The sequence below is a fragment of the Haloarcula sp. DT43 genome (genome assembly GCF_037078405.1).
Classification (GTDB): domain Archaea; phylum Halobacteriota; class Halobacteria; order Halobacteriales; family Haloarculaceae; genus Haloarcula; species Haloarcula brevis.
In genome coordinates this window covers 510,676-534,543 of record NZ_JAYMGZ010000004.1, presented here as the reverse complement: position 1 = coordinate 534,543, position 23,868 = coordinate 510,676, and the positions used below count along the sequence as shown (strand labels likewise).

General features: G+C 69.4%; 24 protein-coding genes. 12 read left to right on the top strand and 12 right to left on the bottom strand.

Annotation, left to right across the window (positions count from 1 at the left end; all coding sequences use genetic code 11):
* Positions 1-2: 2 nt before the first annotated feature.
* Entirely contained in the window at positions 3-1,217 is a 1,215-nt protein-coding gene (locus VI123_RS17380) for a halocyanin domain-containing protein (RefSeq protein WP_336339322.1), read from the bottom strand.
* Positions 1,218-1,384: 167 nt separating this feature from the next.
* Here VI123_RS17380 and VI123_RS17375 point away from each other — a divergent pair, with 167 nt between their 5' ends.
* From VI123_RS17375 to VI123_RS17355, 5 genes are all read left to right on the top strand, one after another.
* Complete coding sequence (locus VI123_RS17375; protein ID WP_336339321.1) at positions 1,385-1,561, top strand: hypothetical protein; 177 nt, start codon at positions 1,385-1,387, stop codon at positions 1,559-1,561.
* Between the two features lies 1 nt (position 1,562).
* Positions 1,563-2,336, top strand: coding sequence for a sulfite exporter TauE/SafE family protein (locus VI123_RS17370; RefSeq protein WP_336339320.1), 774 nt, complete (start codon positions 1,563-1,565; stop codon positions 2,334-2,336).
* Positions 2,333-4,708: a heavy metal translocating P-type ATPase gene (locus VI123_RS17365; protein WP_336339319.1), complete on the top strand. Its 2,376-nt coding sequence runs from the start codon at positions 2,333-2,335 to the stop codon at positions 4,706-4,708. Before VI123_RS17370 ends, VI123_RS17365 begins: the two co-directional genes overlap by 4 nt.
* 605 nt (positions 4,709-5,313) lie before the next feature.
* The gene (locus VI123_RS17360) at positions 5,314-5,625 is read left to right on the top strand and encodes a hypothetical protein (protein WP_336339318.1); all 312 of its coding nucleotides are present in this window, start codon (positions 5,314-5,316) and stop codon (positions 5,623-5,625) included.
* 265 nt (positions 5,626-5,890) lie between these two features.
* Positions 5,891-6,352, top strand: a complete 462-nt coding sequence (locus tag VI123_RS17355) for an SRPBCC family protein (protein WP_336339317.1) — start codon at positions 5,891-5,893, stop codon at positions 6,350-6,352.
* 6 nt (positions 6,353-6,358) lie between these two features.
* Here VI123_RS17355 and VI123_RS17350 read toward each other — a convergent pair whose 3' ends face one another.
* Both VI123_RS17350 and VI123_RS17345 read right to left on the bottom strand, forming a co-directional pair.
* The gene (locus VI123_RS17350) at positions 6,359-8,116 is read right to left on the bottom strand and encodes a MutS-related protein (RefSeq protein WP_336339316.1); all 1,758 of its coding nucleotides are present in this window, start codon (positions 8,114-8,116) and stop codon (positions 6,359-6,361) included.
* Positions 8,117-8,151: 35 nt separating this feature from the next.
* Complete coding sequence (locus VI123_RS17345) at positions 8,152-8,760, bottom strand: zinc ribbon domain-containing protein (protein ID WP_336339315.1); 609 nt, start codon at positions 8,758-8,760, stop codon at positions 8,152-8,154.
* Between the two features lie 103 nt (positions 8,761-8,863).
* On the opposite strand from VI123_RS17345, the gene VI123_RS17340 reads away from it, so the two are divergent.
* Complete coding sequence (locus tag VI123_RS17340) at positions 8,864-9,601, top strand: sporulation protein (protein WP_336339314.1); 738 nt, start codon at positions 8,864-8,866, stop codon at positions 9,599-9,601.
* Here VI123_RS17340 and VI123_RS17335 read toward each other — a convergent pair.
* A complete protein-coding gene (locus VI123_RS17335; protein ID WP_336339313.1) occupies positions 9,598-12,432 on the bottom strand; it encodes a DEAD/DEAH box helicase in 2,835 nt (944 codons plus the stop codon). The two genes, VI123_RS17340 and VI123_RS17335, sit on opposite strands and share 4 nt — an antisense overlap.
* Before the next feature lie 163 nt (positions 12,433-12,595).
* Between VI123_RS17335 and VI123_RS17330 the strand changes: the two genes are divergently transcribed.
* Complete coding sequence (locus VI123_RS17330; RefSeq protein ID WP_336339312.1) at positions 12,596-13,444, top strand: class 1 fructose-bisphosphatase; 849 nt, start codon at positions 12,596-12,598, stop codon at positions 13,442-13,444.
* A 14-nt stretch (positions 13,445-13,458) separates the two neighbouring features.
* Here the strand turns inward: VI123_RS17330 and VI123_RS17325 are convergent, their stop codons facing one another.
* From VI123_RS17325 to VI123_RS17315, 3 genes are read right to left on the bottom strand one after another with little or no spacing between them, the layout of a single operon-like run.
* The gene (locus VI123_RS17325) at positions 13,459-14,208 is read right to left on the bottom strand and encodes a metallophosphoesterase (RefSeq protein WP_336339311.1); all 750 of its coding nucleotides are present in this window, start codon (positions 14,206-14,208) and stop codon (positions 13,459-13,461) included.
* 47 nt (positions 14,209-14,255) lie between these two features.
* Positions 14,256-16,007: a hypothetical protein gene (locus VI123_RS17320; protein WP_336339310.1), complete on the bottom strand. Its 1,752-nt coding sequence runs from the start codon at positions 16,005-16,007 to the stop codon at positions 14,256-14,258.
* Positions 16,004-17,284 (bottom strand): Single-stranded DNA binding protein, encoded by a 1,281-nt coding sequence (locus VI123_RS17315; protein ID WP_336339309.1) that lies wholly within the window; start codon positions 17,282-17,284, stop codon positions 16,004-16,006. The genes VI123_RS17320 and VI123_RS17315 overlap by 4 nt, the downstream gene beginning before the upstream one ends.
* 236 nt (positions 17,285-17,520) lie before the next feature.
* Here VI123_RS17315 and VI123_RS17310 point away from each other — a divergent pair, with 236 nt between their 5' ends.
* Together VI123_RS17310 and VI123_RS17305 are read left to right on the top strand one after the other, a co-directional pair.
* Positions 17,521-17,985, top strand: a complete 465-nt coding sequence (locus tag VI123_RS17310) for a hypothetical protein (protein ID WP_336339308.1) — start codon at positions 17,521-17,523, stop codon at positions 17,983-17,985.
* Positions 17,986-18,024: 39 nt separating this feature from the next.
* Positions 18,025-18,684, top strand: a complete 660-nt coding sequence (locus tag VI123_RS17305) for a 2,5-diamino-6-(ribosylamino)-4(3H)-pyrimidinone 5'-phosphate reductase (protein ID WP_336339307.1) — start codon at positions 18,025-18,027, stop codon at positions 18,682-18,684.
* 16 nt (positions 18,685-18,700) lie between these two features.
* On the opposite strand, the gene VI123_RS17300 is transcribed toward VI123_RS17305, so the two are convergent.
* Positions 18,701-18,988: a DUF7545 family protein gene (locus VI123_RS17300; RefSeq protein WP_336339306.1), complete on the bottom strand. Its 288-nt coding sequence runs from the start codon at positions 18,986-18,988 to the stop codon at positions 18,701-18,703.
* A 62-nt stretch (positions 18,989-19,050) separates the two neighbouring features.
* The gene (locus VI123_RS17295; RefSeq protein ID WP_336339305.1) at positions 19,051-20,100 is read right to left on the bottom strand and encodes an NAD(P)/FAD-dependent oxidoreductase; all 1,050 of its coding nucleotides are present in this window, start codon (positions 20,098-20,100) and stop codon (positions 19,051-19,053) included.
* 100 nt (positions 20,101-20,200) lie between these two features.
* Between VI123_RS17295 and VI123_RS17290 the strand changes: the two genes are divergently transcribed.
* The 3 genes from VI123_RS17290 to VI123_RS17280 all read left to right on the top strand — a co-directional run bounded on the left by VI123_RS17290 (position 20,201) and on the right by VI123_RS17280 (position 22,197).
* A complete protein-coding gene (locus VI123_RS17290; RefSeq protein ID WP_336339304.1) occupies positions 20,201-20,485 on the top strand; it encodes a DUF357 domain-containing protein in 285 nt (94 codons plus the stop codon).
* Between the two features lie 493 nt (positions 20,486-20,978).
* A complete protein-coding gene (locus VI123_RS17285) occupies positions 20,979-21,950 on the top strand; it encodes a transcription initiation factor IIB (protein ID WP_336339303.1) in 972 nt (323 codons plus the stop codon).
* 67 nt (positions 21,951-22,017) lie between these two features.
* The gene (locus tag VI123_RS17280; protein WP_336339302.1) at positions 22,018-22,197 is read left to right on the top strand and encodes a DUF7836 family putative zinc-binding protein; all 180 of its coding nucleotides are present in this window, start codon (positions 22,018-22,020) and stop codon (positions 22,195-22,197) included.
* Here VI123_RS17280 and VI123_RS17275 read toward each other — a convergent pair whose 3' ends face one another.
* The 3 genes from VI123_RS17275 to thyX all read right to left on the bottom strand — a co-directional run bounded on the left by VI123_RS17275 (position 22,198) and on the right by thyX (position 23,815).
* On the bottom strand, positions 22,198-22,602 hold the full coding sequence (locus tag VI123_RS17275) for a translation initiation factor IF-2 subunit beta (RefSeq protein WP_336339301.1): 405 nt from the start codon (positions 22,600-22,602) through the stop codon (positions 22,198-22,200). It abuts the gene before it with no gap.
* A 134-nt stretch (positions 22,603-22,736) separates the two neighbouring features.
* Entirely contained in the window at positions 22,737-22,910 is a 174-nt protein-coding gene (locus VI123_RS17270; protein ID WP_336339300.1) for a DUF7556 family protein, read from the bottom strand.
* 161 nt (positions 22,911-23,071) lie between these two features.
* Positions 23,072-23,815 carry an FAD-dependent thymidylate synthase gene (thyX, locus tag VI123_RS17265; protein WP_336339299.1) on the bottom strand — a complete coding sequence of 248 codons (744 nt, stop codon included), beginning with the start codon at positions 23,813-23,815 and terminating at the stop codon, positions 23,072-23,074.
* Between the last annotated feature and the right edge of the window lie 53 nt (positions 23,816-23,868).

The following is a 23,868-nucleotide window of genomic DNA, read 5'->3' as shown; positions in this document are numbered from 1 at the left end:
TATCACCCGATTATCGAGACGCGACCGAGGAACTCGACGAAGTACATGAACACCCACAGCAAGCCGATTAACACGAAGTAGAAGGCGACCAGCGCCGCCGTCCCCTTCGGGTCGTACTCGTCGTGTCCCAGTTCGACGCTCGGCTCGGTCTCGGCGGCCTCCTCGACCGGTGTCGGACCGGTCGCCCGCTTGAGTTCGCCGCCCGCCTGTGACGGCACCCCGTTCTGCCGGCGTCGCATCGCGACCGCGAACACCAGCGGGGAGAAGAACGCGAGCAGGACCGACCCGGACAGGAGCCACTGCGGGCCCGACAGTTCGATACTGCTCCCCTCCTGTCCGCTGCCGCCGCTCCCGCCGCCGAGCGGGCCGCCGACGACCACAGCGCCCTTCATCCCGAGTGACTCGTGGGGCGTACAGACGTACCTGTACACGCCCATCTCCTCGAAGGTATGGCTGTAGGTCGTGCCGGCCTCGCTGACCGCGCCCCCAGAGTCCAGGGGGCCGTCGCCGTCGGAGACGACGTTGTGGCCGCCGCCCTCGCCGGTCCAGGACCACGTCACCTCGGTCCCGGGCGTCACCCGAACCGCGGGCGGGTCGAAGGCGAATGCGCCGTTGTTGCCCTGCGCGCCGACCGATATCTCGACGCTGTCGGCGTCGGTTCTGTCGACCGTGGTCCCGTCGTAGTTCGACACGCCCTCGAACCAGCCGCCGTAGTCCGGGTTCGCCGGCGGGCCTTGCGGCTGTTGACCGCCGGAGCCGCTGTCGCCGCCCGAACTGCCGGGCCGAACGACGACCGCGCCTTTCATCCCGAGGGCCTCGTGCGGGACGCAGACGTACTTGAAGATGCCCTCCGACTCGAACGTGTGGCTGTAGGTCGTGCCGGCCTCACTGACCGCGTCCCCGGAGTCGAGCGGGCCGTCGCCGTCGGAGACGACGTTGTGACCGCCGCCCTCGCCGGTCCACTCCCAGACGACCTCCGTGCCCGGGTTGACCATCACCGCGGCCGGGCCGAAGGCGAACGCGCCGTTGTTGCCCTGCGCGCCGACGGAGATGGTGACGGTGTCCTCGCCCCGGCGGTCGACGGTGCCGTCGTAGTTCGACACATCGTCGAACCAGCCGCCGTAGTCCGGTTCCTCCTGTGCTGTCGCCGTGCCGGTCGCGGCCAGCGCCGCTGTCCCGGCCGCGCCACCGACGAACTGTCGCCGACTCAGCGCCATCCTCGCACCCCCATCGCGCCGTTCGAATCCGGCACCCGACTACTCTTGGGTTCGTGCCATACCATACCTGAGAGGATTGTATATCTCATAAAAAAACCCATCACGGTGTTTTCAGGCGGCAGGAACGACCCGTCTGTTTTTATAACCCCTCTAACGTACGGCCAGGTATGTCTGCGTCAAGTCCTCGAATCGTGACGCTGTTGGCGCTGCTCGGGCTCGCGCCCGTCGCGTACTACATGCAGGGTACCGGGCGCTCCATCGTCGCGCTCTCGCTGGTCAGCGTCGTCATCATCGCCGGCAGCCTGTTCTGGATGACACAACCGACCGAGTCGAGCACCGCCTGACATGCCACTCGGGACGGCGGGGCTGAGTTCCGGTGAGACGGCCGGCCTCGCGGCCTTCGTCGGGCTGGGACTCGTCGGCAGCGTCCACTGCCTCGGCATGTGCGGGCCGTTAGTCACTACCTACGCCGACAGGCTGGACGACGGCGGGCCGGTGTCGGGCCACGAGATACGCCAGCACGCGCTGTTCAACACCGGCCGAACGCTGAGCTACGCGCTCGTCGGGACCGCCCTCGGCGCTGCCGGCGGCGCACTGTACGACGTGGCCGGGCTGGCACGCCTCGGTACCGTCGTCCGCGGCACCGTCGGTGTTTTCGTCGGGCTCGCCATCGTCTCCGTGGGCCTCGGCTACCTCTCGCGTGGCCGCGCCGTCGACGTGGCCCGGTCGCTGCCGCTCGTCGGGTACCTGTTCCAGCGGCTCTCCGCGTCGCTGGTCGCCAGGGTCGACCGGTGGGTCGACGGTCCCGGAATGGTCGCGCTGGGCGCGATGCACGGCCTGCTCCCCTGTCCGCTGCTGTATCCGGCGTTCCTGTACGCCTTCGCCACCGGCTCCGCGCTCACCGGCGGCCTCTCGCTGGCCGCGCTCGGCCTCGGGACGTTTCCGCTGGTGTTCGCCTACGGGACCGCCTTCGGCACGCTCTCGCCGGGACACCGGGCGACGCTGCATCGGGCGCTGGGCGTCGTTTTCATCGCGCTCGCGCTCGTCCCGCTGTCGAACGGGCTGGCGGCGTTCGGCGTCGCCGTTCCGAAACCACCCCTGCCGATGCCCTGGACATGACACACTGCACGCTCTGTGACCTGCCGGTCGAGACCCCGGTCACCGACGCGGTCGTCGAGGGGACGTTCTGCTGTCGTGGCTGTCTCGAAGTCGCGCGGACGCTCGACGACCCGGCGACCGAGACCCGCGACGCGGCCGACACCGGGCCGGACCCGGACGAGGCCGACGGCGAGACGGCCTTCCTCTCAGTCGAGGGGATGCACTGTGCGACCTGCGAGACGTTCCTGGAGGCGCGGGCTACGGACCACGACGGCGTCGCCGCCGCGGCCGCGAGCTACCCGACGGGGACGATGAAGCTCACCTACGACGCCGACGCACTCTCGGAGTCGGATCTCACGGACGCGGTGGCCGGCACCGGCTACGAGGCCAGCCTCCAGGCCACGGAGACCGACGACGAGTACGAACTGGAGGGGCGGCTCATCGTCGGCGGCTTCTTCGGGATGATGACGATGCTGTGGTACGTCCTCTTCCTCTACCCGGCCTACCTCGGGGTCGACTCGTCCCTGTTGCTGTTCGACCCGACGGGGCAGGCGGGCGCGTACCTGCTGTGGAACATGGCCGTCATGACCGGGGTCGTCGTCGGCTACACCGGCTGGCCGCTGCTCCGCGGGGCCTACGTCAGCCTGCGCGCCGGCCGGCCGAACATGGACTTGCTGGTGGCGATGGCCGCCGGGACCGCCTTCCTGTACAGCGTCGTCGCCGTCGTTTTGGGACACACGGAGGTGTACTTCGACGTGGCGACGGTCATCGTCATGGCCGTCTCCGTCGGCGACTACTACCAGGACCGGGTCCGGCGGCGGGCGCTGGACCGCCTCACCGAATTCACGACACAGCGGGCCGACAGCGCCCGGCGGCGCACCGACGCGGGCACCGAGGACGTCGCGGTCGGCGACCTCGACCCGGGCGACGAAGTCGTCGTCCGGTCCGGGGAGCGCGTCCCGGTCGACGGGACCGTCGTCGAGGGGACCGCGGCCCTCGACGAGTCCCTCGTCACCGGCGAGTCCCTGGCCGTCCGGAAGACCGAGGGCGACGAGGTCATCGGCGGGTCGCTGGTGACACAGGGCGGCGTCGTCGCCCGCGTCGGGCCGGACGCCGAGAGCACCGTCGACCGCCTGACGAACCTGCTGTGGGAGGTCCAGAGCACTCGCGGCGGCGTCCAGCGGCTGGTCGACCGCATCGCCGCCGTCTTCGTCCCGCTGGTGGTCGTCCTGGCCATCGTCGCCACCGGGGCGCACCTGGCCGCCGGCGCGACCCCCACGGACGCGATGCTGACCGGGCTGGCGGTACTCGTGGTCTCCTGTCCCTGCGCACTGGGGCTGGCGACGCCGCTTGCGACCGCGGCCGGCATCCGCCGGGCGCTGGACGGCGGCACCGTCGTCACCGGCGACGCGGTGTTCGAGACGGCGACCGACGCGGACGTGGTGGCCTTCGACAAGACGGGCACGCTGACGACCGGCGAGATGGAACTGCTGGAGCGGGCCGACGAGGCGGCGATGGCCCGAGCGGCCGCCGTCGAGCAGTTCGCGGACCATCCCATCGCCGAGGCGGTGACCGAGGCCGTCCCGACCCCCGACGCCGCCGTCTCGGAGTTCGAGCAACACCCGGGCCAGGGCGTCAGCGCGACGGTCGACGAGGACCGGGTCGTCGTCGGGACCCAGGCGCTGTTCGACGACCTCGGGTTCGAGGTGCCGAGCGACCTCCGGACTCGGTGTGAACGCGCGACCGAGAACGGACGCGTCCCGGCGCTGGTCGGCTGGGACGGCGAAGCACGGGACGTACTCGTCGCGGGCGACAGGCTCCGCCCGCACTGGGAGTCGGTCGTCTCGACGCTCGCCCGCGACCGCGACGTGGTTGTCATCACCGGTGACCGCCCCGAGGCCGCCGCTCCCTTCGACCGTCACGACGGCGTCGACGAGGTGTTCGCCGGCGTCCCACCGGAGGCGAAAGCCGAGGTCGTCGAGCGACTGCAGTCCCGCGGAACCGTTGCTATGGTCGGCGACGGGAGCAACGACGCGCCGGCGCTGGCTGCTGCCGACGTGGGTATCGCCATGGCGTCGGGCACGTCGCTGGCCGCCGACGCGGCCGACGCGGTCGTGACGACGGACGACCTGCGGGCCGTCCCGGACGTGTTCGCAGTGACGGCCGCGACCCGCACCCGGGTCCGCCAGAACCTCGCGTGGGCGTTCTGCTACAACGCCGTAGCGCTCCCGTTGGCCCTGCTTGGCGTCCTCAATCCGCTGTTTGCGGCGCTGGCGATGACGGCGAGCAGTCTGCTCGTCGTCGGGAACTCCACGCGGACGCTGGCGGGGACGGCGTCACACGCCGACGCAGAGCGCCCGACCGCGCCACAGCAACCCGCCGTGGCCGACTGACGCCCCGCCGTCGGCGCGGCTATCTGTCATTCGGTACCACCCGTGAAACAGATTTAATATATCACCGATACAGGGTTTAGACACGTCGCATTCACCGACGTGGTGACCCATGACCTACGCACTTCCCGTTCCCGCGCCAACGTCGTTCGCTCGCTGGCTGTACAGCGGGCGGTCGGCCATCGAACGTAGCCGCCATGCTACAGTCGAGTACGCACCCCTTGTCCGGGGACGGGCCGCCACGGACACCCGTTCGGTGAACAGTCCCTTCGTGGCACCGTAGACCGGTTCGCCGCCGTGGGACCGGCCGCCCACGCACGCCGCACTGCGGCGGCGATTCGTTTCGACGTACCGTCGAGCGACAGGGTCGTGTCCTCCGCTCCGGCAGGCACACGCCGCCCAGCGTGGCCTGCCGGCGGTCCGCCACACAGCCCAGCCAGTACCGTGTCGCGCAGCTGTCCAGCCGTCGGGTTCCCCATCGTCCCGGTGTGGGAATCCTGTCCCGGCCGTCAGGCCGGACGTACGCCCCCGCCACCCGCGCAGCCCAACCGACGCGACTCGACCGGCGAGTGCCCGCCCGGCCCGGTTCGACTCCGGCCGTCGGCGTTATGTCGCTGCAGGCGACCCCCCCGACCGAGGTATCGGCCGACGTATCACTGCGCGTCCCGCGTGGCGGGTCCGAGACCCTCGAAGCCGGTGTCGCCGACGTCCTCGCGGCCGTCGACGGCGTCGAAGCGGTAGCCGTCGACCGCGTGACCAGCGTCCGGCCCACCTGGACCGACATCCGGGTCGACGCCGACGTGTCGCTGACCCTCCGGGTCGACGACGAGCGGGACACCGCCGACGGCCGCACCGAACTCCTGCGGGAGGGGTTCGGCGTCGTGGCGGTCAACCGCGTCGACGTGACCGATGACGCGTGAGCGCGGCCCGCCGACCACTCCCTGTCTTCCCGAACCTGACATGCGGACCCGGGTCCCCGCCCGGCGCAGGTTCGACTCCTGCCGGGAAGGCCACACCGATGCACAGGAGATACCTCGCCGCCGTCATCGGTAGGCGGCGACGCGACTCGCACAGCACAGAACAATCACGGCGCACCCGGCGGCTGTAGCCCTCGGGACCGCCCTCGCTCACGCCGGCCTGCCGTTGGGCCGAGCCTGTGAGCCACTGGAGCGCGAAGCGTCGGGTATGACGGTCCACACGTCCGCCGACCGCTGGCTCGACGCGCCGGTCGAGACGGTGTTCGCGTTCATGGACGAGCCGTCGAACCAGGCGGCGGTCACGCCGAGCCTGACCCGCGCCGAGCGCATCGAGCGGCTGCCAAACGCCGGAAACCGCGCGGCCTACGAGTACACGATATTCGGCGTCACCTGCACCGGCGAGGTCGCGGCGTCGACGTACGAACCGCCCGAGCGCATCGTCTACGACCTGAGCGGCGACCTGTCGGGCCGCATCGCGTTGCGGTTCGAGCCGGAAGACGGCGGGACGCGGCTCACCTACGCGGTCGACTACGAGGTCCCGGGGCCGCTCCCCGGGCCCCTCCTCGCGCCGCTGGTCAGGTGGTACAACCGCCGGGAGGTACGGCGACTCCTGGCAAACGTCGCCGAGGCAGTCGAAGGCAACGTGCAGGCCACCGCCGGCACAGCGTAACCCCCGTTACTCGTCGGTCCAGAGCGCGTCCGAGAGCGTCCGCTGGACCGCCTCCTCGCCGACGGCCGTGGCGAGCGTCTCGAAACCGCTGCGCTCGACGGGGTCGGTGGCGTTGGCGACCAGCCGGGAGACGATGAACTCGGGCGTGGACTTGCCGACGGTGCCAAAGCGGGGCTGGTAGTCGACCTGGAGGTCAAGGTCCTGGTCCAGTCCCTCGGCGAAGATGCCGTCGGTGCGGGCTTCCGTCGGGAGGGGTTCGAGGTCGTCGGCGAGGTGCGTGACGAACACGCCCAGGGCGTCGCGGTCGACGGTCAGGGTCACCAGCCCGTGCAGGAGGTCGGCGGCGGACCCGGGCTCGGTGATGGCCTCGAACTCGTCGACGAGCATCAGCGTCCGGTCGCTCTCGGTCAGCGGCGGGACGACCGACCGCAGCGTCGATTCGAGGACGCCGGCGTTGAAGGAGGCGTGCCGGCGGTGGAACACCACGGTGTCGACGACGCTCACCTCGGCGGCTGCGGCGGGCACGGGCAGCCCCATCTGGGCGAGCAACTGGACCTGACACAGCGTCTCCAGCAGGGTCGTCTTCCCGCCGGAGTTCGCGCCGGTCAGGACGGCCACCCGGTCGCCGCTGGGCGGTCGGTTCGCCCGGTCTAGCTCCAGCGTGTGGTCGCCGATGGCGTAGGTGACCGGCTGGACGCTCTCGGCGTCGGCGATGGTGAGGTTGCGGGCCCGTTTCACTGCGATAGTCTTGCGGTCCTCGACGAAGGTGGGGCGGGTCAGGTCGAACGCGATGGCGAAGCGGGCCAGCGACACCGAGAAGGCGATGTCGTCCACCGCCTCGATTGCGGCGTCGATGTCCTCCCGGGCGGCCGCGAGGTCGTCCTCCAGCCGGTCGGCGACCGCCTGCTCGCGCTCCCGGACGTCGGTCCGCAGCGTGGTCCGGAGTTCCCGGAGCGCCACGTCGACGAAGTCCCGGGCGTCGGTCGCCTCGCGGGGCATCGCGTCCCGGACCCTGGCGGCGTCGACGCCGGTCTCGCTCGTGACGTGGCGCACCAGTGCGTCCTGGAACTCGTCGGGCCGCCGCGCGCCCTCCTGGACGGCCTCGACGACCTCCATCGAGGCGGCCGCGAGGTCCTCAATTTGCGCGAGCTGGTCGCGCAGGCGGTCCAGTTCATCGTCGGCCCCCTCGCCGACGGAGTCGCCGTCGCCCGCGAGACCGGCGAGCGCAGCCCGGCCGGTCGCCAGGGAGTCGCGGTCGAGGGCGGCGAGCGGCTCGAACACGCCGCTCTCGACGCCGGTGTCCCGGAGCGCGAGCGCCACGTCCACCGCGGCCAGTTCGCCCCCGGCGGCGTCGTAGTCCTCGAACGCGCCGAGGACGGCCCGCTGGGCTTCCTCCGCGAGGTCTGCCCACGTGTCCCGCGCTTCGAGCACGTCGTCTAAGCGCTCGTCCATCGCCTCGCGGGTCGGTAGCGGCGTCAGCACGCGGATGCTGTCGGCCGCGTCCTCGGTGACCGCGTACTCCTCGGCGAGGTCCAGCAGTTCCTTGTACACGTCGCGGGTGTCCCTGGTGGCGAGCAGGTCCATCGACTCGGCCCCGCTGGCCCGCCGGAGGATGCGCGTCGCTCGCCCCCGGGAGAGGCCGGCCGTGGTTAGCGCGCGCGTGTCCGCCGACTCGATGGCCTCGATGGCCCGCTCGACGCCCAGCGCCTCGGTGAGCAGCTCGGACGTCTTCGGGCCGATGCCCCAGTACTCCTCCAGTCGCATGCACGGGGTGACAAGGGCGGCCCGCTTAGGCGTTTTCAGTTCCCGGGCTCGTCGTCGTCGGGGCCGAACCGCTCGCGCAGCGGTCCCGGCTCGCCGCGGGCCTGCCGGTCTGCCCGGCGGGCCGCGCGGCGTGCGATAAGCGCCCCGAGCGCGGCCGGCACCGCGAGCACGAGCGACACGAGCGCGGTCCCCTCGGAGACCACCGACGGCCCGTCGGCCAGGAACACCTCGTAGCCGACCGCGAACACGACCACGGCCACGCCGGCGACGACGAGATACAGCCCGCGGGCAAGCACCTCGCTCGGATTCCGAAGCCGCGAGAGATACGCGGCCGGGCCGAGCCAGCCGGCGAGCAGGACGCCGACGGTCACGGGAACGGAGAGGCCGCCGGCGACGATGACGACGGCGTACAGCACGAGCGGCGCGACGGCGACGCCGAGCGAGAGCCCCGTCAGCGCCACGGCCCACGTCGGCGCGCCGGACTCCATCGACGCCAGGGTCTCGGCCAAGTGCTCGTCGAGCATCTCGGCCTGCTCGTCGCTGAGAAGCGCCGCCTCACAGCTGGGACAGGCCACCGCCGTCGGCTCCAGCGGCTCGCCACACTCGGGACAGGCCGGGTCGGACGCCTCGCGCCGCTCGGTCATACCACCCGTCGCGCGTGCACGGGCTTGAGTCCCGCGGCAGTCGCGGATTCTCTCGGTGCCCCCCGAAGTTTATGCCACATGGTGGGCGAATTCCACAACAGGAATGAAAGGCGTCCTCTCCCGAATCGGCATCGGGTCGGCCACCGTCGACACGATTCTCCCGACAGACACCGTCAGAGCCGGCGACTCGGTCCGGGCCGAAGTCCACGTCGAGGGCGGGACGACGGACCAGGAGGTCGACGCGGTCTACTTCGCCCTGGAGACCGAGTACAAGTCCGACGAGGGGTCGAAGGACGCAATCATCGACCAGTGGCAGCTCACCGAGCCGTTCACCATCGAGGCCGGCGAGGAGCGGCGCTTCGAGACCACTATCGACGTTCCCCGGGAGACGCCGGTGACCACACGCTCGACGGCCGTCGAAATCGAGACCGGCCTCGACATCTCGATGGCGGTCGACCCCGGCGACGCGGACTACGTCGAGGTCGAGCCGACGCGGCGCACGCAGGCGGTGTTCGACGCGCTGGCCTCGCTCGGGTTCTCGCTTCACGCCTCCTCCTGTGCGGCGACAGCCGGGAGCCTGTTTACGACCTCAACGACGTTCGTCCAGGAGTTCGAGTTCCGGCCCGAGAACGGCGAGTTCGCCGGCGAGGTCGACGAGGTCGAGGTCGTCCCGGTGTTCGGCGACGACGGGCTGGCGGTGTACGTCGAGGTCGACCGCAGCGCGGGACTGCTCTCGGAGGTGACGGATGCGGACGAACGGCACACGAAACTCACCGTCGACGCGGCGGACCCGGAAGCCGTCGAACCTCGGCTCGCGGCGGCGATTCGGGACCTGCGCTAGCCCCAGAACGACTGGGTGCGGGCGTACTCCCGTTCCTGTCGCAGGATGTCCCGGTAGAACTCGTCTTCGTCCTCGCGCAGGCGGTTGATGATGCGGGCGGCGTTGTGCGGGCCGACGCCGCGGGCCGCCAGCGCGACCACCGCCTGCTTCCCGTGGCTCTGGACCAGCGACCCCGACCGGTAGGCCCGCTCGGTCATCTTCTCCTGTTCCTCGTCCTTGTCCTCGGTTCGGACCGCCGAGACGACCTCCTCGGCCCAGGGATTGAGTGCGGCGATGCGGGTCGAGCCACACTGCGGACACGACGGCTGGTCGCGGACCCGTTTGACCTGCTGTTTGCGGTCCCACTCCTTGCAGTGTAAACACAGGAGGATGACGCGGTCGCTCTGGATGCGTTCCTTGACGGTCTGGATGACGCTCGCATCGGCGTTCTCCGGCGAGAGCAGTTCCCGCCCGGAGGAACTGCCGCCGGTCCCGATGGCCGTGTGTTCGCCCACCGTCTCCAGCGCCACGTCGCCACGCTGGATGTCCCGCAGCAGGTCGGCCGTCGCCTCGATGGCGAGGTCCTCGTGGCGGACCTCGCGAAGGGCCTCCTCGTACATCGGGGTGTCCTCCAGCGCGGCCAGCAGGCGGTCGCGGCCGAAGTCCGTCGACCCCCGGCCCCGCCAGCGCTTGAGCGAGCCGAACTTCGTGGCGACCTGCGCGAGCTTGAACTTCAGCGCGTCGGCGTTTTTCAGGCTGAGTTCGACCAGCGCCGGGAGGTGGTCGGGGTCGGTGTCCTCGATGACTTCGATGACGTCCCCGGCGGTGATGCGCCGCGGGACTTCGAGCGTAATCCGGTAGGGGTCGACCTCCATCGCGACCGACGAGCCGGCCCGCTGGCCGAGCAGGGCCGACAGCACCCGCCCCAGCGTCTCGTTGATTTTGTGCCCGTAGCAGGCGTTGACGACCACCTCCCGGCCGTGGAACTCGACGACGACGGTCGTGTCGTCCGGAATCGGCCCCTCGTGCTTTTCGACCTGCGAGAGGCCGTCGGCGACGGTGTCGGGGCCGGCGGCGTAGCGCGTCGCCACGTCCCGGGCGACGGCCTCGGTGTCGGCCCCGTCCTGTAGCTGTCGCCCGGCGACCCGCCGGAGTTCGCCGACCTCCGCCGCCACGGCTCTGGGGACGGGAATCTCCTGACCCACCCAAGAGGGGACCTCGCCGGCGGGGTCCTCGATGGGCGAGACGGTCACGACCTCCTCCTCCTCGTCGATGTTCGTGATGCGCCACATCTCCCCGCGCTGGACGAACACCTCGCCGGGCGTGGCGAAGTTGACGACGAACTTCTCGTCCAAGGTCCCGACCTGCTGGCCCGAGGCCACGTCCTCGACGTCGTAGGTGGCCTCGTCGGGAATCATCGAGAGGTTCTGATAGAAGTACTGCCAGGTCCCGCGGCGCTTCTCTACGGTGTCTCGGTCCTCGTCCAGCCAGACGACGTTGTTCGCCGCCAGTTCCTCGACGACCGCCTTGAACTGGCTCTCGTCGAGGTCCCGGAACGGGTACGCGCGGGTCAGTATCTCGTAGGCCCGCATCGCCCGGATTTCGCCGGTGTCCATCACCAGCCCGGCCACCTGGTTGGCGACGGTATCGAGGCTCCCGTCGTGGATTTCTGCCGGCTCGACGTCGCCGGCCTCGGCCTGTCTGGCGATGGCGAGCGCCTCCAGCGTGTCGTCGGCGTCGGTGGTGACGACCGTTCCGGCGGAGACTAGGTCCCGGCGGTGGCCGGCGCGGCCGACCCGCTGGACGAGCCGCGAGACCTGCCGGGGGCTGCCGTACTGGACGACGTGGTCGACGTGGCCCACGTCGATACCCAGTTCCATCGAGGAGGTACACAGCAGGGCGTCGAGGTCGCCCGCTTTGAAGCGGTCCTCCACGTCGATTCGGGCCTCTTTCGACAGCGAGCCGTGGTGGACGCCCAGGTCCGTCCCGAGTTCCTTGAACCGCGAGCCGAGCGCCTCGGCGGTCTGTCGCGTATTGACGAACAGCAGGACCGACTCGTGGTCGTCGATGCGGTCGGCGATGTAGCGGACGTGGCTCGCGGTGCTGGCGTCGGTCACGAGCGTGCTCGACAGTTCTTCGTCGCGGTCGGTGACCTGCGGGCGGACCACCTCGATGTCGAGTCGGCTCCCGATATCGACCTCGACGATGGCACACGACCGACCGCCGGTGAGAAAGCGGCCGACCTCCTGTGGGTCGCCGACGGTCGCCGAGAGCCCGATGCGCTGGAACCGGCCGGCCAGCTCCCGGAGCCGTTCGAGACCGATAGTCAGTTGTGCGCCCCGTTTGGCCGCGGCGAGTTCGTGGACCTCGTCGACGACGACGTGGGCCACGTCTTCGAGCGCCCGCCGGAGCTTCGACCCGGTGAGCATCGCCTGCAGCGTCTCCGGCGTCGTCACGAGCACGTCCGGCGGGTCGTCAGCCTGCTTCTGGCGCTGGTAGTCCGTCGTATCACCGTGGCGGACATCCACTTCGAGGCCAAGCGTCTCGCCCCACCAGTCCAGGCGCTGGCGCATGTCGCGGTTCAGCGCCCGGAGCGGCGTAATATACAGCGCCCCGATGCCAAATCGGTCCTCGGACTCGGCCAGCGCGTCGAAGACCGGTAGCATCGCCGTCTCCGTCTTTCCGGTGCCGGTCGGGGCGACCACCAGCGCGTCCCGTCCGTCGGCCAGGGTCGGAATCGCCTTCCGCTGTGGGTCCGTCGGCGTCGTGAAGCCACGCTCCGAGAGCGCACTGCGGACGGCCGGCCCGAGCGCGGTGAAGGCGTCGTCGCCGCGAGCGACCCCGTCAGTCATCGGCGCTCCCTAGCGGCTACACCGGGTTAAACACGTTGTGTCACCGCGTCCCGCACTGGCGCGGTGGGTCTCGTGGGCGCTGCCCGGGTACAGCCTTATGTCGCTGCCCGCAGACACGTGGGAGTATGACGGACGCATGTGCCCTTTCGGCCGGTGATGGCCTGTGAACACGCTCGACGAGATAGAACGGGCGGTCAAGGACACGGCCCACTACGTCAGCGGCAACCTGGCGAACTACGCCAACAGAGCGGCCGGCGAGAACCCCAGCGGCGAGCAACAGGTCGGCGGCGACGTGTGGGCCGACGACCTGTTTTTCGACGCGCTCGCGTACATCGACGGCGTCGGCGCGTACGCCAGCGAGGAGCGAAGCGACGTGGTCGACTGCGGCGAGGGCTACAGCGTCGCCATCGACCCGCTCGACGGCTCCGCGAATCTCGCGTCGAACAACTCCGTGGGGACGATACTCGGCGTCTACGACGCCGACCTGCCCGCGAGCGGGCGGTCGATGGTCGCCTCGCTGATGGTGCTGTACGGCCCCTACACGACGCTGACTATCGCCAGGACCGACCGCGACGTCGTCCAGGAACACCTCCTCCGGGACGGGCACAGCGAGCGCTGGGGCCAGTTCGAACTGCCGGCGGAGGCCACCGTGGTCGGTCTGGCGGGCAAGAAAAGCGAGCGAAGCGACGCGTTCAACGACATCGCCAAGTCCTTCGAGCGTGACCTGAAGCTCCGCTACGGCGGCGCGACCGTCGCCGACCTGGCGCAGGTGCTGGAATACGGCGGCCTGTTCGGGTACCCAGCGACGACGGTGTACCCCGGCGGGAAGCTCCGGATACACTTCGAATCGGCCCCGCTCGCGTACCTCGTGGAGGCCGCCGGCGGGGCGTCCAGCGACGGCTCGCAGTCCCTGCTGGATGTCGAACCGGACGGCCTCCACGACCGGACGCCAACGTTCCTCGGCAACACCGAACTGGTAGACGAACTCGAAGCGGGGCTCTCGGACGCGTAAGCGCCAGCGTCACATCAAATCCGCTGGTACGGGCCCAACCGCGTGCCGTCGAGCAGGAACGCCTCGACGCTGGTCATCCCTTCTGGCAGGAACGGCGCGAGGAACGACTGGCCGTCGACGTTGACCCACGTCCCGCCGGAGCGGTCGTTGAACGCCGGGAAGACGACGACGTCCGGCGCGTCCGGGACCGGCCGGTCGAACCGGTCGCTGAAGGGCTCGGTCGCCAGCGAGCCGCGGAGCCAGGCCCGCTGTTTCCGCGCCCCGCCGACGCTGTCCTCCAGTCGGACGACCGGGTGCTCGTGGCCGACACAGAGCACGTCGGCTTCGAGCAGGTCGGGTGCGGGCCAGGTGTGGCCGTGCGCGAACCCGACCGCGCCGATGCGGGTCCCGTGGCCCGGCGTCACCTCGGCGTCGGCCCCGAGGTCTGCCACCACGTCCGCCAGACCGCCGTCGTGGTTGCCCTTCACGACCGTCACGGGCACGTCCAGCGCCTCGAAGAGCGTCGCGAGCTCCGCGCGCTCCTCCTCGAACGGGTCGCCGATGGCGTGGCCCAGGTCGCCGACGACCACCAGCCGGTCGGCGCGGGCGCGGTCCAGACACGACAGCAGGCGCTCGCGGCGCTCGTCGGCGGTGGACTGCAGTTCGACGCCCTCGTAGCGCAGTCCCGCTTCGATGCCGGCGTGGTAGTCCGCCACCGCGAGCAGTCGCTCGTCGCCGGTGTCGACGGTCGCCGCCGGTGCGCTGGGGAGCGGTTCGACGCGCATCGGCACTCCGTTGGGTCGCGGGAGAGAAAAGGACCGCGGCTCGGCCGTCAGATGGGTGTGAGCTTGCCGTCCTCGGGCTCGTAGCAGCGCCCGCCCATCAGCGCGTCCTGGATGGCGTCCTCGACGGCGTCGGCGTCCGCGCCGTACTGGCTCGCGACCGTCGAGCGGAGTTCCTCGCGGTCGGCCCCGCTGCCGTCGTCGAGGTCCTGCATGACCTCCATGACGGCGTCTTCGAGGTCCACGTCCTCGGCGGCGTCCTCGCCAGCGGCGTCGCTGGCGGCCGTCTCGTCGGCTCCGGCGTCGGTCGCGGTCTCGGGGGTCTCGACGGGCGCGTCGCTGGTGGCGGCGTCGGCGGTGGGTTCGGGCGATGCGTCGCCGGCCGGTGCGCCGGGCGATTCGGGGGCGGGCTCGGCGTCGGCGGCGTCGGCTGGCGCGCCCTCCTCGGCCGCGTCGGCCAGGTCTTCGGGGTCCGGCGTCTCGATGTCGGCCTCGCCGGGCTCGTCGACCTCGGTCCCGCTCTGGAAGTCCGTGCCGTACTCCTGTTCTATCTCCTCGCGCTCGTCGTCGTCCAGTTCGAACTCGGTGTCGAAGTCGCCCAGGTCGCCGTCGTCGTCGGGTTCGGACGACGCGTCGGCCACGTCCTCCGCAGGCGCGTCGGTCGACGGCTCGTTCGCTACCGGCGAATCCTCCACGGGCTCGCTCGATGCGGGCGTCGAGGCGTCCTCGGTTGCGGCGTCGCCGGCGGTCGTCTCGTCCGCCGCCGCGTCGGTCGCGGTCTCGGGGGTTTCGACGGGGGCGTCGCTGGTGGCCGCGTCGGCGTCCGGTTCGGGCGACGCGTCGCCGGCCGGCGCGCCGGGCGATTCCGGGGCCGGTTCGGCGTCGGCGGCGTCGGCTGGCGCACCCGTCTCGGCCGCGTCGGCCACGTCGTCCGTCGTCGGTTCGCTCTCGCCAGCCGCCCTCTCGCTTGACCCGTCGGCGTCGGAGACAGCGTCCGACGCCGACGCGTCGGCAGTCGCGCCGTCACCCTCCGCACTGGCCGACTCGGAGGCCGTCACGGTTGCGTCGATGTCCGCCGTCGCCAGCACCGGGAGCGGGTCGTCGGTCCCGTCCCCGGGGGACAGCGACAGGCCGACGGCTTCGTCCGTGTCGCCGGCGACGACGCGGGCGGCGTCGAGCGCCGTCGTCCGGAGCGCATCGAGGTAGTCGCCGGTCGTGCCGTAGTGGTCGAGCGCCAGCGCGATGCCGGCGGCGGCGCTCTCGTCGACGCCGTCTTCGAGGAGCGCGTTCCGGAGGTCCTCGCCGGCGAGCCCCGTCTGTTTCGCGCCGGCCATCCGGCCGATGCGTGCCACGGTCTGCTCGGCCGCCTGGACGACCCAGCGGTCACGCGTGTCGGCGTCGACCTCGCTGATGCTCTCGGGCCGGACCGAGGTGAACACCCGGTCGCTGTCCTCCGGCTGGAAGGTACGGGCCTTGCCCGTGACGGCCACGAACATCGGCGGCTCGGCGGCTTCGAGGAAGGCCAGTTCGTCGGGCTGGTACTGGCCGGCGTAGACGACGAACGGGCCGGTCGGGTCGACCACCCGGGCGCGCAACACGTCGTCGTTGACCTGTTCGAGTTCGGTGAGGACGCCGACGAGGAACAGGCGGTTGACCCGCGCGCCGGTCGGCGTGACGACGTAGTTCGGGGCCCGTTCCTCGTCGGACTCCGAATACGAGAAGTCGGCGTCGTCGAACTCCGCGGCGAACAGCCGGTGGGCGACCTCCCGGCGGCCGGGGCCGCTGTCGCCGGACTCGCTCATGGCTCGGCCTCCCGTAGCAGGGTCCGCGCACGCGCCGCCGGGTCGTCGTCGGCCTCGGCGAACGTCGAGGCGGTGAGGTTCGCGCCGTACTCGTCGACCGACAGCGACCCGCGGACGACGTACTCCCGGCCCACGATGCGGTCGGCGATGCGCTCGGCGACGACTTCCTTGTCCATCGCGTCCCGGGCGTGCTCGCGGGCGTCGTCGAGGTCACCGCCGTAGACTCTGGCGGTCAGGTCGTCGTCCAGGACCGCGGTGACGGTTGCGGTCCCGTCGTCGAGAATCGCCTTCGTCCGGAGGTCGTCCTCGCCCTCGACAGCGCCGTGGGAGCGACACTGCCCGTTCTGGACGACGCGGCCGCACTCGGGACAGCGCTCGATGAGCCCCGAGCCGTCCCGCACCTCGATGACGTTGCCGGCCAGTTCCACGTCGAACAGGCCGCCGCTCTCGACGGCCTCGCGGACCGAGAGCCGCGGCGCGTCTTCGGCCACCTCGACCGTGCGGTCCAGCGCGGTCACGGTCGAGAACTCCGAAACGTTCACCGACGGCGCGCCGCGGAACTCCCGGACGAACGTCTCTTCGAGACGCACCGACGCCCCTTTCTCGATTTCCCCGTGGGGCTCCCAGTCGGTGAAGGGGAGTCGGCCGCTCTCGTCGCCGAGGACGCCGCTTAAAATCGTCGTCTCGCCGTCGCGGCCGTCGATGACCTTCTGCTCGCATTCCAGCACCTGCACCTCGACGGTGATGCCGCGGTCGCCCGGCGCGAGGTCCTGTAAGGCCGCGTGGCCGCCCACGTCGTAGTCGATGTTGAGCGTCTCGTCGACTACCTCGGGGTCGGTGCTGTCGCCGAGGTTCAGTTCGGGCTGGCCGTCCCACTCCCGGACGCCGGCGTTGCCAAGCCGGACGGTCTGGCCCGGCTGGAGGTCGCCGGAGAAGCCGTCCCACGCGGTGTAGGAAATCTTCCCCGTCTCGTCGGCGAGTTCGCCCTCGCGGATGACGTGCTGTTCCCCGTTGTACTGGATGGACCGGCGACCCGACGTGAGCACCACGGCGGTGACCGTCACGTTCGAGTCGTCGGTCGAAACCTCGTTGATGGCCTTGCTCGACGGCGTGGCGTCGCCGCCCGAGCCGCCGTCGCCGTACTTCCGTCTGAGGCTCTGCTTGGCCTCGTCCATCGGGACGGAGTAGTTCACGAGGTTCTCCAGGTCGCGTGTGACCTCCTCTTTGTCAACACCGAGGTCGGAGGCGAGCTCCTCGGCATGGTCTTCGAGAGACATCGACCGACGGTTCGGTGGGCGCACTCAAAAGCGTTGTCTGCCGGCAATCGCCCGCCGTCCGCGCTCGGGCAAATCGCCCACAATTCTTATCTGTGATACTGTAATCTCTAGGGTACGATGGAAAACCGCATTTCAGGGCTTTCAGCGTGTTCTCCTTCCTGTTTTGGAAGTATCAGGTCGGCCGGGATGCACGACTTCGCGACCGAGACTCCCGGCGGTCGGCCGGAGCCGTAACCGTGGGGAGCATCTTCGGATCCAAGCCGTCCGACGCCCACGTCATCTGGCGGAGCGGTCGGAACGACGACGGCAAGAAGAAGTTCGACTTCGAGTACCTGGAGCTGTGGGCCGCCCACTTCGGCGTCGACTTCGAGCAGTGGACCCGCGTCGACCACGACCGCGGCGACGAGCCCCGCGAGCAGTTCGCCTGCGTGTTCCGGTGGGCGACGACCGGCGGGCAGGAACTCTCGGTCGGCGACGAGGAGTGGACGATGGGCTCGCAGCGAAAGCCCCGGACGTTCCTCGAAATCGACGAGAAGGGGCTGGTCCGGCTCCGGGGCTGGACCACCGAGACGACGCTCGACGCCGACGAACTGGTCCTGAACAAGACGGTGTTGAAACTGAAAACCGCGGACGGCACGGTCCGGAAACTCGATGTCCGGAAGCTCTCGACCCGCCCCGAAACGGCCCCCTCCCAGCCGTAACCCAAAAGCCGTTTGCCCCGCCGCGAGCACGTGTCGAGTATGCACGTCGTCGTCAACGCCGCGATGAGTGTCGACGGGAAGCTCTCCTCCCGCCGCCGCGAACAGATAGCCATCTCCGGGCCGGAGGACTTCGACCGCGTCGACCAGCTCCGGGCCGACAGCGACGCGGTGATGGTCGGCGTCGGCACGGTCCTGGCCGACGACCCCTCCCTGACCGTCGACGACGCCGACCGCCGCGCGGCCCGGGTCGAGCGCGGCGACCCGGAGAACCCCGCCCGCGTCGTCGCCGACTCCCGCATCCGGACGCCGCCGGACGCCACGGTCCTGGACGGCCGCGCACAGACCTACCTCCTCGTCAGCGAAGCCGCGCCGCCGGACTTCATCGAGGAGATGGAAGACGCCGGGGCGTACGTCATCGCCGCCGGCCAGGACAGGGTCGACCTCCGGACCACCCTCGCCAAACTGGAGGGCGACGGCATCGACCAGCTCATGGTCGAGGGCGGCGGCGAACTCATCTTCGGCCTGCTAGAGGAGGCGCTGGTCGACGAACTCTTCGTCTACGTCGGCCCGAAGGTCATCGGCGGCCGGGACGCGCCGACGCTGGCCGACGGCGACGGCTTCATCGAGGACTTCCCGGAGCCGGAACTGGCCGGCGTCGACCGGGTCGACGACGGCGTGGTGTTGCACTGGCAGTTCTGAGAACTGGCCCGCAGAATCAGTGGTCGTGGCCGGTCAGCTCGGCGAAGGACTGGCCGAACCGCTCCTCGAACAGCTCGCTCGTCTGCTCTTCGAGCGCGACGATTTGCTCGTCCGGCTCGCCCTGTGCGTGGTGGACGGCGCTGTGAATCCGCTGGGTCATGCCGAACATCGCGATGTCGCCGACGACCTGGGGGTCCGTCTCCTCGGGCGACTCGCGGAGGATGTCCACGAGTTCGCTCGGGACTGTGAGTTCGTCGGTCTCCTCGCCGTCGTCGATGGTCAGCGTGACAGTGTCGGGTGCCATGCCACTGTCTCCGGGGGCTGTCCTAAAGGGTCTGTGGATGTGTGACCGGAAACGCGACCGTGCTAGTCGTCGGCTTCCGCGGCGGCTTCGGACTCCGCCTCGGCGGCGGCTTCTGCCTGGGATTCGAGGTACTCGTCGGCGTCGATGGCGGCCTTACAGCCCATCCCGGCGGCGGTGACGGCCTGCTGGTAGTGGTAGTCGACCACGTCGCCGGCACCGAAGATGCCGTCCACGTCGGTCGCGGTCTGGTCGCCGCCGGTGCCGCCGTGGGTCTGGATGTAGCCGGTGTCGTCCAGTTCGACCCCGGTGTCTTCGAGGTAGTCCGTGTTAGGCGTGTGGCCGATGGCGATGAAGACGGCTCCCACGTCGAAGTCGAAGGTTTCGGTCCCGTCGTCGTCGAGCTTCTCGCTGGGATAGCCCTCGTCGTTCCGTGCGAGGGTGACGTGGGTGACCCCGTCCTCGGGGGAGCCGTGCATCTCCAGCAGTTCGGTGTTGCGCATGATTTCGATGTCGCCCTCGTCGACCTTCTTCTGGACGCGGTCGATCCAGTAGTCCTCGGCGCGGAACTCTTCGCGGCGGTGTGCGATGTAGACGGTGTCGGCGAACTTCGTGAGGAAGTGGGCTTCCTCCATGGCCGCGTCGCCGCCGCCGACGACGAGCATGTCCTCGCCGCGGAAGAACGCGCCGTCGCAGGTGGCACACGTCGAGACGCCGTAGCCCATCAGGTCGTCCTCGCCGGGGACGCCCAGCGTGCGGGCGCTGGCCCCCGAGGCGGCGATGAAGGCGTCGCAGGTGTAGATGTCGCCGTTGGACAGTTCCACGCGGAACGGGCGCTCGCTGTCGTCGATGTCGGCGACGATGCCGTGTTCGAGCTCCGCACCGAACCGCTCGGCCTGCTCTTTCATGTTGTTGATGAGGTCCGGGCCGGAGAGTCCCTCCGGGAAGCCGGGGAAGTTCTCGACTTCGCTGGTCAGCGTGAGCTGTCCGCCCGGTTCGTCGCCCTCTAGGACGAGCGGGTCGTTGTTGCTTCTGGCGGCGTAGATGGCCGCTGTCAGTCCCGCCGCGCCCGTGCCAGCGACGATGAGTCGTCGGTGTTCGACCGGTTCTGTCATTGGCCAAGCTAGACTACCGGGGCGTATTTAGCTTGTGTTGTCGTGCGCCAAACCGGAACTGTGGCGACACGCTTAGGCCGCTGCCGCCGCTGCTGGGGGTATGGCCGCCGACCTCGAAGAGAAGACGGACCGCTACGAGGGACTGCTCGCGGAGGCACTCGACGCGGCGTCAGTCGCGCCGCCGGACGGGACGCCCATGCACGACGCCGCCCTGGAGTGTGCGGAGATGGCAGCGTCGTACCTGGAGGACGGTCGTCACTTCAGGGACGACGACGACCTCGTCAACGCCCTGGCGTCGTTCTCGTACGGGCACGCGTGGCTGGACGCGGGCGCGCGAATCGGCCTCTTCGACGTGCCGACCGACGGCCACCTGTTCACTGTCTGAACTGTCCGACGACGGCCCCGTCCACTATTGGCTGAGCGGTCGTCGGGACGTCTCTCGGGTCCTTGCCGTCGCCGACGCGTTCGTATCTGGTACGTAGACGTAACAAAACTGTGTCAACTGGTAACATCGCTTTTTATATCACATCACCCCCCCACGATGTGCGGAACCACACCTCGATTCCCGCCGACCCGACGATTCCGGGACCGGCTCGCCGCCCCATTCCACGGGGCGTTCGTCCCGCGGTGAGGGCCCGCAGGCCGTCGGCGAACCGACGGCGTCACGGGGCACGTTCCGAGCGTGCGCCGCTGGCGGCGGGCGGCGAAAACCGCCAAGGATATATACCGATGATCCGAGGCGTGCGACACGCTATCACGGCGTTGTCTGTCGATTCTGAGGCGAAAGGTTTATATACTTTACGGACTAACTATAGGGTAAGACAGTTCCCCAAACGGTCTTAAAATTTCTGCACCCGGCAGAACACAACACCCCAATCATGAGCGAATCAACAACCCGGACGACCACCCGAGAACGAGACGAGCGAATAACCGAACAGTCGACGGAATCGGAGGCCGTCGAGGCCTGCCCCGAGTGCAGCGGTAACGTCGTCACAGACACCGAACACGGCGAGACGGTCTGTGAGGACTGTGGCCTGGTCATCGAGGAAGACGAGATAGACCGCGGGCCGGAGTGGCGCGCGTTCAACTCCGCCGAGAAGGACCGCAAGTCCCGCGTCGGCGCGCCGACGACGAACATGATGCACGACAAGGGCCTCTCGACGAACATCGGCTGGCAGAACAAGGACGCCTACGGGCGCTCCCTCTCCAGCGAGCAGCGCCAGAAGATGCAGCGGCTCCGGACCTGGAACGAGCGGTTCCGGACCCGCGACTCCAAGGAGCGCAACCTCAAGCAGGCCCTGGGCGAAATCGACCGCATGGCCTCCGCGCTGGGGCTCCCGCAGAACGTCCGTGAGACGGCCAGCGTCATCTACCGGCGCGCCCTGGGCGACGACCTGCTCCCGGGCCGCTCTATCGAGGGCGTCGCCACGTCGGCGCTGTACGCGGCCGCCCGCATGGCCGGCAATCCCCGGTCCCTCGACGAGATGGCCCGCGTCTCCCGCGTCGAGAAGATGGAACTCACGCGGACCTACCGCTACATCGTCCGCGAACTCAGCCTCGAAGTCCAGCCGGCCGACCCGGAGCACTACCTCCCGCGGTTCATCTCGGACCTCGGCCTCTCGGAGGAGACACAGCGACAGGCCCGCGACCTCGTCGAGGGGGCCCGCCAGTCGGGGCTGCTCTCCGGCAAGTCGCCGGTCGGCATCGCCGCCGCGGCCGTCTACGCCGCCGCGTTGCTGACAAACGAGAAAGTCACCCAGAGCCAGGTCAGCGACGTGGCCGACATCTCGGAAGTGACCATCCGAAACCGCTACAAGGAACTGCTCGAGGCCGAGGACCTTCCGGCCTGAGCCGGGGAACAGACCGTGGGGAGACGACAAGGCTTTTTATGATGGGCTATGTGTGTGAGTAACATACATGGAGGAAGCGTACGTGCGGTTGCTCTGTCCCGAGTGTAAGAAGGACTGGGAGTCGACACCGACGGCCCTGCCGCGACACGACACGACGTTTCACTGTCCCAACTGTCACGCGAGCCACCGGCTCGCCGTCTTCACGCGCACGGAAAACGACTTGCGGACGCTGAAAGGGCTGCAGTAGCTACTCGCTCGTCGCCGAGCGTGCGCCACACGCCTCACAGCGGAGCAACAGCGCCCCCTGCTCCCGTTCCAGTTGGGTGTCCGGCAGGCCACACTCCGAGCAGAGCACGAACTCGTCGACGTACTCGTCGATAGCGGCCCCGATGCGGCCGGCGTCGAACTCGCCGGTCAGCCGCGCCCGCCCGCTCTCGTCGATGTGGCCGCTCGTCCCGAGGTCGTTCTGGAGGAACTTCATCACGTGGTCGTCCTCGCGCCCGAGCCGGGAACACGTCGACTGGAAGTTCTCGTAGACGGTGGCGTTCCCCTCCTGTCGTACGTCCGGGTCCGGCACCTCGAAGCGTTCGCTCGTGCCCTCGATGTCGGGTGTCTCTTCCATCGCCCGGTCGAGCATGTCGTCGTACTCCATACCCGTAGGTCACGGAGCGGTCGACAAAAACTTTTCATACGGATTGTCGGGGCGGCTTTCCGGTCACTGTCGACCCGCGGGCCGGCACCGTCCGGAGATAATCCACAGAAGCCGTACTCGCCGGTGGCCGCCCGTCAGCGCCAGGCGGCGAGTGTACAGGTGTCGTCCGCTACCATCGAGACCCAGGTGTCGTCGTGGGCAATATCGGCGATGACAAACCGCTGCTGGCCGTCGACGTCGTCGACAGCACACATCACATCAGACGCAGTTCCCGACCGACGGGTGGGACGTTCAACCTCGTAAGACACAATTGTTCATTTAGGATGTGCGGTAATGAATGTGTCGTACTCGTTTCGTCTTTTGATACTCCGACGGTCGCCGGCTCCCCCGGCCAGACGACGCCGGTCGCGCAATTTCCGTCGTGCGTATCAGGGCCGATTGCACGACTGCCGTTCGGCGCTGGCGGCCGTCAGGGCGCGAGCCGGTTCTTGCGGCCTTTCATCTCCCGCTCGTAGTACTCGAAGGTCAGGGGACACCAGTCGGCCGCCAAGTCGAGCATCTCCTCGGTCATCTCCCGTATCTCCCACTGGGCGTCCGCCGCGGCCCGCATGTCCGCCACGTGCATGAGCATCCGGGCGTTCATCGACATCACGATGTTGACCTTCGTGCCGATGGGCAGGACGAACCGGGCGTCCTCCGGCGGCATGCCCAACTCGAGCAGGTCCTGATAGGACTCGACCGCCTGCTCGATTGTGTCTTTGAATATCTCGGTCCGCTCCTCGAACTCCTCGTCGGAGACGCTCGCTTTCTTCTGGTTTCGCCCGACCCAGTCCGGGTCCGTCGCGGACGGCGGCGTCACGACCAGTTCGCCCTCGCGGACGGCCTCGGGGTCGACGTCGTCGAAGGAGACGTACCGCATCGACTGCACGTCGAAGGAGACGTGTCGGTGCCGCGTTATCTGGGCCATACAGGAGCGGGAGACGCCCTCGACGGCGAAGGTCACCTGCGCGTGCTCGAAGGGGCCGAAGTGACCGTGGTCCAGCAGGTGCCCGATGAGCGTCTCCTTCTTCTCTTCGAGGGTATCCCCGTCGACCTCGGCCATCGTCGCCTCGAACGACTGGCTGCCGACGGAGGTGTCGCTGTAGTCGTTGCGCGCCGCCTTGCAGATGAGCGCTTCGGGGTCGTCCGTCGCCTCAAGAAGCTTTACGTCCATATCGGGTGGGTGACCCGGAGCGGGAAAATACTTCCTCACCGGGTCGAGACGGC